The sequence below is a fragment of the Pararhodobacter zhoushanensis genome, assembly GCF_003990445.1.
Taxonomy (GTDB): domain Bacteria; phylum Pseudomonadota; class Alphaproteobacteria; order Rhodobacterales; family Rhodobacteraceae; genus Pararhodobacter; species Pararhodobacter zhoushanensis.
In genome coordinates this window covers 99,911-112,887 of the sequence record NZ_REEZ01000001.1, presented here as the reverse complement: position 1 = coordinate 112,887, position 12,977 = coordinate 99,911, and the positions used below count along the sequence as shown (strand labels likewise).

Below are 12,977 nucleotides of genomic sequence, written 5' to 3'. Positions count from 1 at the left end.
TTTTTACGGGGCGAGCACAGGTCACGGCGTCATCCGGCCTGAAGGCGGTCGAGCATCTGGACAATGCTGCCGACTGTTGCAAAATTCTCGCCGATCACGTCTTCAAGCGGGATGGTGATCCCCAGATCGCTCTCAACCGCCATCGTCAGATCCATGATCTTGAGCGAGTCCAGAACGCCGCTGGCCAGCAGCTCTGATGTGTCGGTCAATTCGGTGACTGAAAGGTCCGTTTCGGCCGCCAGCCAAGCGGCAAGATAGTCCCGGTTTGCAGCAGGCATAGGTATTTTTTAATCCCGTTGAAGGTGGTCTGTGGCAAGTTGGCGTATCGCATTGCGGTCTATCTTGCCGGAAGATGTGAACCGAAAGCTAGGGACGATAAAAATGGTATCCGGCAGGGCGTGTCGCGGCAAATGCTTCGTCAGGCTGGCTTTTATCGCCTTTGGGCTGATGGTGTCATCACGGAGGATCGCGCAGAGCACAAGCTTGGGCCTCTGCGGATCCGTTTCGATCAGCACGGCGCAGGCTGCTTGCACCAGCCCGGTGGCGAGGGCTTTCGCCTCGACCTCGGTCAGTTCCAGACGGTGGCCGCGGATCTTCACCTGTTGGTCGCGTCGCCCCAGAAATGTAAGGCTGCCATCGGCGGCAAAGCGCCCGAAATCCCCGGTGCGATAGCTCTCATCTGCGCCAGCGACGCGCGCGTCTTGCGTGGCCTGAGGCCGGTTCCAGTAGCCCAGCATGACGCTGGGTCCGTGAACACAGATCTCGCCCTCGGTTCCGCCGGGCAGTGCGACGCCGTCGGGATCGCAGATGGTGATTTGGCTGTGCGCACAGGGCAGGCCGATGGGCGTTGTCGGCAGGCTTGGGTCAACGGTTCCGGCGATGTGGCAACTGATGACATTGGTTTCTGTCGGGCCGTAGAGATTGGCGATCCTTGTGTCGGGCAATGCTGCTTTCAGGCTGGTCAGCAGCGCGGTCGGCAAGACTTCTCCGGCCGAGAGCAGCCAGCGCAGATCCGCGCCGACGCCACCGCTGAAGGCCTTCAGCGTGGTCATCATGGTCAGGACGGTGGGCACGGTATAGGCAATCGTGATGCGCTTTTCGTGCAGGGCTTTGGCAATGGCGCCGGGAAAGCGGGTTTCGACCTCGCCGAGCAGGTGCACCGACGCGCCGATCATCTGGCTTCCCAGCAGATCCAGCGTCGCGAGGTCAAAATGAAACGGCGCGATGCTGAGAAACCGGTCGGCGCGGGTCAGGGCGAAATGCTCGACCGCCCAGTGCAGGAAGGTCGTCACATTGCGATAGGACAGCACGACGCCTTTGGGCGTGCCGGTCGATCCCGATGTCGGCAGGATAAGCGCCGCCGTGTCGACGGGCCGGTCAAAGCACCCGAGGGGCCGGGTGCTGTGGGGCAGGGTGGCGGGATCGTCTGGCGTGACGGCGATCAGGCGGAAGGTCCGGGGCAGATCGGCGCGGCGCTCGTCTGTGGTGATCACCAGAGCGGGGGTGAGATCGTTCAGCAGGTCGGTCGTCCGTGCCGCCGGGGCGTGAAAGTCACACGGGACAGCGATGACACCGGCGGCCAGACAGGCCAGCAGCGCGGCGGCTGCGGTCGGGCCTTTGGGCAACAGCACCGCAACCCGGTCACCGTGTGTCAGCCCGGCGTCGGACAGCCAGCTGGCAAGCCCGGTAACCTTGTCATGCAAGGCGCTCTGGTCGATCTGACCGCCTGTCCAGCTGAGCGCCGTGGTGGCGGGGTCCGGTTGGCGCTGCAGATACTGCCCGATGCAGGTCTCGTCCGGGGTCATTTGCGCGTCAGCCTCGCGCCGATGGCATTGAGCTGCACAAAGGTCGAACCCGAGGCGCTGAGCGTGCCCATGACATCGGCAAGACTCGAGGCGATCCCCAGCGTGTCCAGCCAACCAGCCCCGGCCATCACCTCTTGCAGCGTGCGCGCGGCCGAGACGATGGCACGGCTGACCACCAGCTTGCTCGCGGCCGGGTGGAAGATCGGGTCTTCCCCCTGATCAAGCGCCGAGGCGCTGCGGTAGAGCGTCCATCGCGCGCTTTCCAGCGACGCGCGAACCTCGGCGAGGCTGTGCAGAACTGCCTGATGCCCCAGAACGCTGCCCTTTGAATCACGTCGGGCTGCCAGATGGCCGGTGACCGCGACCAGATCGCGGTCGGCGGCGCCCAGAAACCCGGCCAGAATACAGCTGCGCTCCCATTGCATGGCGGACAGGATGACGGGCAGGGCGCGCCCTTTTCCCCCCAGATACGCGGTCGGAGGAAGGCGCACAGCATCGAAGGTGACGCGCCCCATCGGCGCGTCGCGCAGGCCCAGAGATCCGGTTACCGGCGCTACCGATACGCCGGGCGTGTCGCGGGGCACGCAGAGCGCGGCATTGTTGAGGGCCGAGCGCGGACCTGTCTGGCGCGCGCTGACGATGAAGAGATCGGCCATCGGTGCGTTCGAGACCAGCGTCTTGACGCCGTTCAGGATCAGCGTGTCTCCATCCTCGGTGATCGTGCAGTCCAGATCGGCAAGGTCAGAGCCGCCCTCGGGCTCGGTCAAGGCCAGTGCCCCGACCGCGTCGCCCCGCGCAAGCCGGGGCAACCAGTGCTGCTGATCCACCGCACTGGCGTGATTGGCCACGACCATCGCACAGCCGAACAGATGCGCACCCATGGCGAACAGCGCCGAGCGTGACACACCGGCGCGCCCCAGCGCCTCGACCACCAGAACCGTGGTGAGCGCGTCGAAACCCGCGCCGCCTGCCGCTGTGGGCAGGCAGTACCCCACCCAACCGTTTTCCCCGGCCGCTTGCCAGAAGGCCCGTTCGGCCGGGCGCAGCGCGGCATCGAAGGCCAGCGCCTGCGCGCGCGCATGTGCCACGGCGTCGCTCTGTGCGGGTGTCTGGCCGAAATCCATAGTCAGGCCATTCCTTGTGGCGGTGTGTGGCGCGGAGCGTTTGAGAACGGGATCAGGTTGCCCAGTTGGATCATCTCTGGTTCCCGGCGCCACCAGTCTTCAAGATAGGTGGTATAGCGCTGAACCATCGTCGAGACAGCCTCTTTGCGATCAAGCTCTTTGGGGATGTCGCCCAGTTCCTTACCAAAGCGGATGATCAGTTTGCCGCTTTCATCCACGCTGCTGTAGGCCGTGATCAGGGTGTCTGCATGGGTATAGGCCAGATGGGCAAACCCGTCTGAAATCATGCATTCGCGGGTCAGAAAGCGACGCTTCGGACCGGAGTTTGTCTGGGCATCCGGCAGGATATTGACGATCCCGGGTTTCTTGAGAAACCGCGCTGCCTGAATGGTCACACCGGCGGCAAGTCTATCCGCGAGCGCTGCAATCTCCAGGTCGGGGTGCTTCAGAAGCACGAGATTGGGAAAGCCGCGCGTGACAGCGACAGTCAAGACGCGGAGCGAGGCCCGCAGCAATGTCTGGACGATGGACCAGGCATGTCCCACGTGGGCATTGACCATGACGATCCGCGCGCCGCTGTCCAGGGCATCGCGCACAAGATCCAGCCCCTGCACGTCGACATGCTGCCCAAAGACCGGGTCGGGCAAAGCGCCGATCCGCAAGGCGTACCATAGCTGAAACATCTCGCTTGTCAGGGTCTGGCAGAAAGCGGCGTGTTGCGGCGATACGTCTGCCTTCGGCGCGATCTCTGGGAGCAAGCGGTGAAAGAGCGGCATGTCAGCTTGCAACATGCCCTTTGTTGCCTGAACGGTGGGCGCAGCGTGGGTTTTTTCGCGGATCGTTGACAAAACCACGTCCATGGGCTGGGTCATGATGTCGCCGATTTCGTGTCGCGTTAAACCATGCTTCATGAACAATCCCTGATTTTGGTTGATGCTGGACAACCGCGAAATTTCTGCTTCGGAATTTGGTTTGAGCTGCTCCGCAAGGGGTTTACGCTTGGTCGCAGGATGGGGTTGTGTGTCAAAGAAGCCGGTAGCGGGATCGAGCGTCGAAAGTTTCGGGTGCGGCAGGCGGCCTTCCTGATGCCCGAGCAAAATGAAATGGGCGAACGTGTTCAAGACGGCCTCGCTGACGTCCGGGTTCGATGCACGGTAGAAGCGGGTTGAAAACCCCGGGTGAGGGTCCAGCCCAGCGGCTTCACCATCGGTGACAAAGTGATCAAGCAGGTCGTAGACATTGGCGTCATCGGACAATTGCGCGCGGTAATGTTCGGCGTCGAAATAGGGGCTGATCAGGGCTCCCAACTGGTTCGGATGAAGGCCGGTTGCAAGGACGTTCTCGGCGAGTCCGGGCGCACGGTTGGCGGTATGGCGGGTGCGCGGCAAAACTGTCTCGACCGCGAGGTTGCCGCCCGCAGTAACGAAATGGACGAGCGGGTTGACGCGCGTGTTTGCCAGATCCGGGTGGCGACGGAAATAGGCGGTGGCGGAGAAACGCGGACTGGGATCGCGCGCTTCGATCCAGCCGTGCTGACAATAATGCAGCAGTGGATCCATACCCGACGCGGCGACATCCGGGTTCGCCCGCAGGTAAAACTCTGCGTCAAACTGTTCGCGGATAAGGGCCATATTCTGTTGAAGTTTGCTGACCCCGCCGTCTTTCTTTGGCTTTGGCTGCGGGTCAGGACGCAGCTTTCGTCCCTCGGCCTGTCCGTGCCGGACATAGTGGACCAGGGGATTTATCTGTGCGGTGGCAACATCAGGATTGGCGCTGAAATACCCTTCGGTTGAAAATTCCGCTGAGGGGTCGCGGTTCTCCTGCCATCCTGTGTCGAGGTAATGTTCAATGGGGTCCAAACCGGCTGCGCGCACATCCGGATACGTCGACAAATAAAACGCTTCGTCGAAAAAAGGGCTATCAGCCAGTATTTTCGCTGCCGATTCTTTCGTCGCTGCCACAGGTTTCCCCCAGAGCTTGCAGGTATCGTGTGCGGAGCACCGGCATCAACGTTGACACCTGTTTTATATCACGGTTTATCAGCCACAGCCCTGATCGCAATGGAAAGTCTGCCATGTCTCGTCTGATCCTCCACGTGGGGACCCACAAGACCGGAACATCGTCGGTTCAGCGCGTTCTGTACGACAATCGGGCGCAACTGGCGGGGTTGGGTGTGGTGTATCCGGACCCTTTTTACGGCGTCGAACATCACGCCATGATCGGAAAACTGACCGAGCTGGCCCCTGCCTATCTTCCCCCGAAAGGGCGTCTGTCCCTGTGGGAGGCGATGGCGGACCAGTATGCCGGAACCGACGCTTCGGTCATCATCAGCAGCGAGTTGCTCTCTGTTGCCGCCAACGCTGAGGAAGATTTTGTTGCACAGATTGCACAGGTGGCACGGCGTTTTGACGACGTTGTGGTTGTGTGCTTTTACCGAAATCAGGTGTCTTTCGTGCAGGCTTCCTATCTGGAAGTGATAAAAAAGCGCGCAGGCCACCCCATCATTGATACGGTCGCCGTAGCGCTCCGTAACGCCGATTTTCGGGGAGCATTCTATCATAATCGCGCAACTCACGCCGCGTTGAAGCGCAGTTTCGGCACACAAGCGATGCGACCGCTGAGCTATGACACTGTATCGGTCACGCCGACCGGCGTTCTGGATGCGATTCTGGCGTTGACCGGGCGCCCGGTTCGCGCCGCTCAGCTTGACAGGCTGGAGGGATTGAACTCGAACCGGTCGCCCGATCCCTTGGCAACCTATGTTGCCCGGCAGGTGTCGGATGTGCCGAATATCCCGCAGTCGGTCATCGATCTGGCGCAGAAAGCTCTGGATCGGCATTTCGGTGCAGGACGCGCCACGACCTTGCTGACACGGGCGGAAATTGTCTCACTGACCAAAAAATTTAGCGCCGACAATGAGTTGATGAATGCGGACCTTCGTCACGATGGCCACGAGCCGCTTGTGTTGCCGTTCCCCGATTGGTCTGATCGTATCCACCGTGACGATCTGCATGCCGGCTACTGGCTCGAGCTGGCGCGCGTGATGGCGCTGGCACTTGCGTGATGGCAGTATGCGGCGTTTTTGGCGTGGTGGGGACTGGTCGACCTTTGGTGCGGGTGCATGCGTAATGTGGCGGTTATGACTGCAGATCAACGGATCTCGTTGGCAACCTCTGCCCAAGTCCCGCCGCCGCGCGCCGAAACGGTGCGGGGCGAATGGTATGCGGATGGCTGGACGTCACCCTTTCTCTGTCTTGTTTTCCCTGAAGTTCCGGCCAGCCACACGCGTTTGCACCTCAGAGCATTCAGGCCGGCCGTATCGCCGGATTTCGCGCTTCGGCAGGACATTGTGGTGCGCTCGGGCGCCGAGTTCCTGACCGAGTTTACCTTTTCGCGTCTGACGTCTCAGGTTTTGACTCTGAGCATCCCGTTACCGCCGCGCGATTCAACTGGCCCGTTGCCGATTTCCCTGCGTGTCTCGCGTCCCCTGATCCCGGTGCTCCCGGACAAAAGGTCGCTTGGCGTTGTTTTGCTTGACCTCTATCCTGTGTGCCATGACTGATTTTCTTCCCCATATTTCGCAAATTGAAGCCCGGCTCGGTCTGGGCGAGACCGAAAGCTTGCAGACCGTCGACCGTGTTGTGGTTGACGGGGCGTTCTTGCGCTTTCTTCTCGAGCGGATCGCCGAAGGGTTCGCGCTGGATGCGCGCGCCTATCGCAAAGAACATGGCCTGAGCACGGGCGCGGATTGGGATGGCCTAGCGTCGGCATCCGAACACTTTGCTGCGACCGGATTTCTGGCTGGTCTTTCGGCGACTCCGCGCAATTTTGACGAAGACTGGTATCTGAGCACCTATCCCGATGTACGCGCTGCGATTCAGGAGGGCGGCTATGAGGACGGCTTGGCGCATTATCTGGCCGTTGGCCGCAGCGAATGGCGCTTGCCAAATCCGGCGGTGTCGGAAGCTGTGCACGACTGGCGTCGCATCCTGCGCGCAGTCAGGGAAGACGCGGTCCACGTCGCACCAGCGAAAGACGCCCCCGGAGTAGACGACGGGGCATCGTGACCGAACTGGCGAAACCGCACCGCGCGGCACTTGAAGCCTGGCTTGCCTGCGGGCTGATAGCGCCGCAGGCAGCGCAGCGCGCTGTCGGCGCGCCGATTTACTATGTCGATGAATTCATCGACCTTTTCCCGCAAGTGCCGGCAGACCGGCGGGCCCTGCTGTTTCCGCTGATCGAGCCCGAGCATTACGCGCGGCTCTATGGCGTGACCGGAGCCATGGAGCAGTTGGAGGATTTTCTGACGGCGGGTCCGTTGGCGCGCAAATGGCCGCATCCGCTGGTCCGCCTCGATTTCGCGCTGGCGCTCCGTCCTGACCTTGCTGCTGAAATGCGCACTGCCGCCGGATTGTTTGCATTGATTGGCGACGGTGTCGTGGCCCTCAGCCCGTGGCTGTCGGCCGATCCCCGGCGCGCCTTGGCCCAGTTGTGCGACCAGCAGCTTGATGCGAGCAGCGCGGCATGGATCGACCCGCATTTCCTGCGCCGCCAGTACGGCGATTGTGTCGGCAGCGACTGGGACGCGATCCTGCACTATGCCTCGCTCGGTGATGCGCGCGGGGATTGGCCATCGGCCAGCTTCAATGCCCATGTCTGGGCCGAAGACGCGGCGCTCACCGGACCGTTGCCCTTGCAGCCTTTCGCGCATTTTCTGTGGCAAGGACGGATTGCCGGCTTCCCCCAGTTGGCGCCTTTCTTGGGCAGCGGTCTGGCAGGCAGCGCGATGCTGGTCGATGCTGACCGTCACAGCCTGCCATCAGACCGCCGCTTTTTTCAGGTCACAGCGCAGTCCGGTGACGCAGCGGGTGGCGCGCAGACCCGGCCCACGCTGGCCGTCGCGCTGCATATCTTTTACCTTGATGTCTCGGAAGCGATCCTGCTGCGTCTGGCGCGATCTGACTGGCCGATGGCGCTGTATGTCACCACCTCTGCCGCGCTGGAAGGCACGGTGCGCGCGCGTCTCGACGCGACCGGTTTGCCCTATGCGCTGTCTGTCGTCGAAAACCGGGGGCGCGATGTCGCGCCGTTCCTGAACGTCCTGCCGCGGATCGTCGAGGATGGGCATCCGTTTGTGCTCAAGCTGCACACCAAGAAATCCACCCACCGACTGGATGGCGTTCATTGGGCCACACATTTGTTTGACGCGCTCACCAGTCCCGACAGCCTTGAGGCTGCGATCACTGCGCTGATGAGCGCGCCCGATATCGGGTTTGTCGGGCCTTCCGGCCATGTGCTGCCGGTCGGGGATTTCATCGGCCCCAATGACGCGCAGGTCGGCAGGTTGCTTCAGCGGCTCGGGTTGCGGCTGGACAGGTGCCGGTTGCAGGGGCATTTCGTGGCGGGAACCATGCTGCTGGCCCGCGTGTCGGCGCTGGCGCCCCTGATGTCGCTGGGTCTGCAGGTCGAGGATTTTGAGCGCGAAGAAGGTCAGCTCGACGGCACGCTTGCGCATGCGGTCGAGCGTATCCTCGCTGTGTCCGGCTGGTGTGTCGGGCAAAAGCTGCTGGTGCAGGGTGGAGGGGCCGAGAACCTGAAGAACCGGTCACGGTTCTATGGCCCCCCGGGATAAGGTGATCGGGGCGTTTGGCGTCCCTTGCATCAGTGATCACCCCTGATGGCCAGTGCCGCAACCGGTGCCAGCACGATGGTCACCGAGCCGCACGGGCCCGCGATCAGTTCCCTGACAGCAGGCCCGAGAAAGGCGAACCCGCCTTCAGTCCAGCGAGCGGTACATATCGACTGCCTCGAAGGCAGCGCGCATCAGGCGGCGGCCGCGCTCGAACGAGAAATTGCGCCGCGCCAGATCAATCCCGTTCTTGCGGATCTTCTCCCACAAGAGGTCATCGTCGGTCAGCTGGGTGATCTTTGCGACCCATTCCTGCGGTGTCTCGGCGATCAGGCAATCCACGCCATCGCGCAGGCCGATCCCTTCGGCCGCGACGGGTGAGAGCACGGTGGGAATGCCCGCCGCCAGCGCGTTCAGGACTTTTCCCTTGATGCCGGCCCCCGACAACAAGGGCGCGACAAAGATACGGTGGCTGTCGTAGGCGTCCTCAATCGCTTCGATATACCCGATTGGCCGGATTGTGGGCGACTCCAGCTTGCGCATGTCATCGCCCATCCGCGAGCCATAGACCGATAGCACGATATCCGGCCTATTGGCAGAAAGCAGGCTCATGACCGACTGTGCAAACCAGGTCAGCCCTTCGACGTTGGGATGATGCGCAAAACTGCCCAGGAAGGAAACGCCTGTGCGCCCCTCGCGTCCTGGGGTTGTGTCGGGGACGTCCAGTACCCAAGGGCATTTGCTCAGCTTGATCGACCCTTCGGACATGGCCTGAATGATCGACATTTCGGTGTCATTATACGAGACGACCAGATCGACGCTGCCCATCGCGTTGAACTCGTCGATCCGCACGCTGCGGGCTTCCTGAATGTGGCCTTCGTTGTTCGCCGACAACCCCCGGCGCAACAGCCGCAGATAGTGCAGGTCAGCACCATTCATGATCACCTTGGCGTTGGGCGCACGCTCGCGGATGGTTTTGATCATCGTGTTCACCACATGGTAGCGGGTGATATAGACCAGATCGAACTCATGCGCGCGCTGTTCCAGAAAGCTTTGCGGTGTCGCATGGAAGGGTGCGGTGATCACCTCGACGCCGGACTTTTCCAGATCGGTGGTGTAGCGGCCCATGTAGGCAAGGTTCTCGGGCATGAAGGTGACCTTGTAGCCCAAGGACTGCACCAGCCGGATTTCCTGCAACGCCGCATAGCTGCCCGCATCGCGGTCGGGCGATGGTGTGGTATAGTCGATGAACAGCACACGCCCGACGATGCCGCGATCCTTCTCAAGATCGGGCGCGGTGCCTACCGGGCTGAACCCGGCGCAGGCGCGGGCCCAGCGTTGCTTGAACTTGGGGCGGTTTATGTCCTGAAAGCGCTTGAAGCCGGTCGATGGATCGGTGCCGCTGGACATGCCTTCGTAATGATACACTTCGGACGCCGGGACATACCATGTGGTATAGCCCGCATCGCGGACCTTGAAGGCGAAATCCGTGTCCTCGAAATACATCGGTTCAAGGTAGCTGCTCAGACCGCCGACCTCATCCCAGATCGCCTTGGTGGTCATCATCGAAGCGCCCGACAGATAGTCGGCCTGACGCGCATAGCTGAAGCGCGGATCGGCCGGGTTCTGAAGACGCCCATAATTCCACGGGTCGCCCGTACCCCAGATGATCCCGCCCGCATCTTGCAGGCGTCCGTCCGGGTAGAGCAGCTTGGATCCGACAAGCCCGACATTCTTGAACCGTGCGAACCCGTCGATCAGTTCATCCAGCCAGCCGACCGTCGGCTCGGTATCGTTGTTCAACAAGACGACATACGTGCCTTTGGCCGCAGCGGCCCCGGCGTTGCACGCGCCGATAAAGCGTTTGGGTGCGGTGTTGTGGATCACCGTGATGCCCGAGACGATACTCTCCAACTGTGCCGTTTCATCGGTCGATCCATCATCGACCACGATCACTTCGAACGAGGCCTTGTTATGCGCCAGCAGCAGGGCGCACAGACAGGCATAGGTCACCTCGACCTTGTTATGCGCCGGGATCACCACGGAAACGTCAGGGTTGCTCACCTTGGGAAAGGACAGGGGCTTGATCTTGAGCGCGGCATAGCCTGCTTCCAGAGCGTCAATCGCCTGTGTCAGCTGCTGGAGCACCTTGCCCGATGCGCCGGCTTCGCAATGCGCACGCAGGCCCCTGAAGCGCTGCGGGCTTTGCACAAACAGGTCCGGCTGGTAGGGCGCGCGGCTTTCACGGCGCAGGTGGTCGACCGTGGTCAGTTGCTTGGGGGCAAGGAACCAGCTGTGCCACAGCGTCTGCACACCCATCTCGTCGCGAAGCTCGATCTTGCGGTGGGTGCCGTTCAGGAACTGGCCGGGAATGCGCACACTGTTCTCGCCCTGCGCAAGGTCAGTGCAAAGCGCGAAGGTGCCGTCAATGTAAATCGCGCTTCGGAACAGGGTGTTGCTTGAGAATTCAAGCACATGGCCCCAATCGGCGGTGAGTTTCACATCGATGGGAGACGGGGCGATCAGCTCGAATTTCTGTGCGTCGATGATCAGCGATACCGCTGACCCCGCGTCGCGCGCCGACAGGGGCAGGGTGCTGACATGCCAGATCGGGTTCGCCACATCGTTCAGGAAATACACGTAGGGATGCAGTCTGGATCCCACGCTACCGACGACCGACACCCGGGGTTCGGCGATGAAAAACACCGTGCCGTCGCCAACGTGGTCAACGAAAGGCTCTCTTTCCAGATAAAGCGAAATATGCGTTTCGCCGCGCTCTGCCGGGAAATCTATGCTGACGCTCTGGTAGCCGCCGGGCTGCGAGCCACCCTCGAACCGAGCGTCATAAGGGATCTTGAGCAGCCGCGTCGTCTTGCCCTGCGCATCGGCAATCACCAGGCCCAGATGACCTGCACCGCGATGCAGCGCTAACTTGGCATCAAAGCGGAACGTCTCGCCGGGGGCCGTCAGTCGCAGCGTGCCGGTCAGCGGAATGCGGCGGTTGTCAGCGATGCCGCTGGCGCCAATGCGATAGGTCGTCCAGCCATCGACCTGCCATTCGTCCAGCCCATCCTTTTGCGTCGGCCAGCCGTTGGGATCTGCCTGGATCGGAAAGTTGACGGGCGGCAGGTCGCGCAGCGCGACCGAGGATTGGCGTTCCAGCTCATAGGCCACGCCATTGGCGTCGATATGAACGGCCTTGCCTTCAAGATCGCTGTTCGAGCAGACATAGACCCGGCCGTCCATCAAGGCGAAGCCGCTGATCTCGACGGGGTTGGACAGGTGCTGCGAGCCGGCGGGGGGCGTTTCGAAAAAGACCCGTGGGCGAAGGCGGGGTTCGTCCGACGGGGCAGGGCCGCTGTCGCCCTCCCCGGCGGTTTGCGCGGCGTCGTCGCGGCGTTGGGCGAGCCGCGCGCGTGCCTCGGTCAGCCAGAGCCTCTCGTCATCCGTGAGCTGGGCGATGAACAGATCCGCGCCATACTCGGCAAGTTCGTCGTCATAGCCGCGACCCGGTGCATGCTCGATCTTCACCGTGGTGTCGCGCAGAACGCTCAACCCCTGCGTGCGGCAATACGAGATGGCGGCCCAATCAATGCCCCAGCCGAATTTGTTCTCGTGGAAATCCAGGTTGTGCAGCCGCGCCAGCACCGGCGGTGTCAGCGCCAGCACCACGCCGTCGGTCTGTTCGACCGACAGCAAGCCGGTGTCGCCAACGCTGCCTTCGCCGACCAGCGTGCTCGGCCAGGGGGTGTTGTCCAGATCAGGCGCCCACAGGCCAAGGTCTTCGTTGGTTTCAAGCGCCAGTCGCAGGCGGGCAACCAGCGCGGGCCAGTCGTGATAGGCCGCATCGGCATGGATCACCAGCAAGGCATGCTCGGCGGGGTTGAGAATGATGGACTGTTCGAACTTGAGACCGAAATACCAGTCATGCGAGACGCGGTGCCAATCGCCCGCACCGGTTTCACGCCGGTTGCTGGCATTTGAATAGATCACCGAAAGCTTGTCGACCACGCCGTCGAGGGCGTCGGCAATGCCCGCTGCCTGGGCGCCGAGGCCATCCCAGCTGATGATGGCCGCATGAATCCGTAGGGTTGCTGTCACGATCGGTATCGCCTTCAAGCATGTAGGGTCACATCGGTTTTCCAACCGGATGCAGGGGGGATAACAGAACCACAAAACTCGCGGCAAAGTTGTCTTACTGGCCAGCGCCTGTATAGGGGGTCCTATGGGCTTAGGCTTGAACAAACGACGCTGGTCGCGCTTCTTGTTTTGCATTTCCTTTCTTGAGATGCAAATAAGTTACCTCATTTTTTTATCGCCAAAATAAGCTTGTTATTCGCAGTTTGAACAGCTTGCGCGTCACCGCCGGGATATAGCGCGGTATTGTTGCGCCTTTCACGACAGGAAGGCGGAGAACTG

General features: G+C 61.8%; 9 protein-coding genes. 4 read left to right on the top strand and 5 right to left on the bottom strand.

Annotation, left to right across the window (positions count from 1 at the left end; all coding sequences use genetic code 11):
* Positions 1–29: 29 nt before the first annotated feature.
* Genes EAE28_RS00530 through EAE28_RS00515 form a run of 4 tightly spaced genes read right to left on the bottom strand, consistent with a single transcriptional unit; the run spans position 30 to position 4,890 of the window.
* The gene (locus tag EAE28_RS00530) at positions 30–278 is read right to left on the bottom strand and encodes an acyl carrier protein (protein WP_127103869.1); all 249 of its coding nucleotides are present in this window, start codon (positions 276–278) and stop codon (positions 30–32) included.
* A 9-nt stretch (positions 279–287) separates the two neighbouring features.
* Positions 288–1,805: an amino acid adenylation domain-containing protein gene (locus EAE28_RS00525; RefSeq protein ID WP_127103868.1), complete on the bottom strand. Its 1,518-nt coding sequence runs from the start codon at positions 1,803–1,805 to the stop codon at positions 288–290.
* Complete coding sequence (locus EAE28_RS00520) at positions 1,802–2,929, bottom strand: acyl-CoA dehydrogenase family protein (protein ID WP_127103867.1); 1,128 nt, start codon at positions 2,927–2,929, stop codon at positions 1,802–1,804. Before EAE28_RS00520 ends, EAE28_RS00525 begins: the two co-directional genes overlap by 4 nt.
* A 2-nt stretch (positions 2,930–2,931) precedes the next feature.
* On the bottom strand, positions 2,932–4,890 hold the full coding sequence (locus EAE28_RS00515) for a lysophospholipid acyltransferase family protein (protein WP_127103866.1): 1,959 nt from the start codon (positions 4,888–4,890) through the stop codon (positions 2,932–2,934).
* A gap of 113 nt (positions 4,891–5,003) precedes the next feature.
* On the opposite strand from EAE28_RS00515, the gene EAE28_RS00510 reads away from it, so the two are divergent.
* From EAE28_RS00510 to EAE28_RS00500, 4 genes are all read left to right on the top strand, one after another.
* Positions 5,004–5,993 (top strand): hypothetical protein, encoded by a 990-nt coding sequence (locus tag EAE28_RS00510; RefSeq protein WP_127103865.1) that lies wholly within the window; start codon positions 5,004–5,006, stop codon positions 5,991–5,993.
* A gap of 75 nt (positions 5,994–6,068) precedes the next feature.
* Positions 6,069–6,491: a hypothetical protein gene (locus EAE28_RS00505; RefSeq protein ID WP_127103864.1), complete on the top strand. Its 423-nt coding sequence runs from the start codon at positions 6,069–6,071 to the stop codon at positions 6,489–6,491.
* Positions 6,484–6,996: a hypothetical protein gene (locus EAE28_RS23650; RefSeq protein ID WP_164736501.1), complete on the top strand. Its 513-nt coding sequence runs from the start codon at positions 6,484–6,486 to the stop codon at positions 6,994–6,996. The genes EAE28_RS00505 and EAE28_RS23650 overlap by 8 nt, the downstream gene beginning before the upstream one ends.
* The gene (locus EAE28_RS00500; RefSeq protein WP_164736500.1) at positions 6,993–8,561 is read left to right on the top strand and encodes a rhamnan synthesis F family protein; all 1,569 of its coding nucleotides are present in this window, start codon (positions 6,993–6,995) and stop codon (positions 8,559–8,561) included. The genes EAE28_RS23650 and EAE28_RS00500 overlap by 4 nt, the downstream gene beginning before the upstream one ends.
* A 144-nt stretch (positions 8,562–8,705) precedes the next feature.
* Here the strand turns inward: EAE28_RS00500 and EAE28_RS00495 are convergent, their stop codons facing one another.
* Positions 8,706–12,659, bottom strand: a complete 3,954-nt coding sequence (locus tag EAE28_RS00495; RefSeq protein WP_164736499.1) for a glycosyltransferase — start codon at positions 12,657–12,659, stop codon at positions 8,706–8,708.
* Between the last annotated feature and the right edge of the window lie 318 nt (positions 12,660–12,977).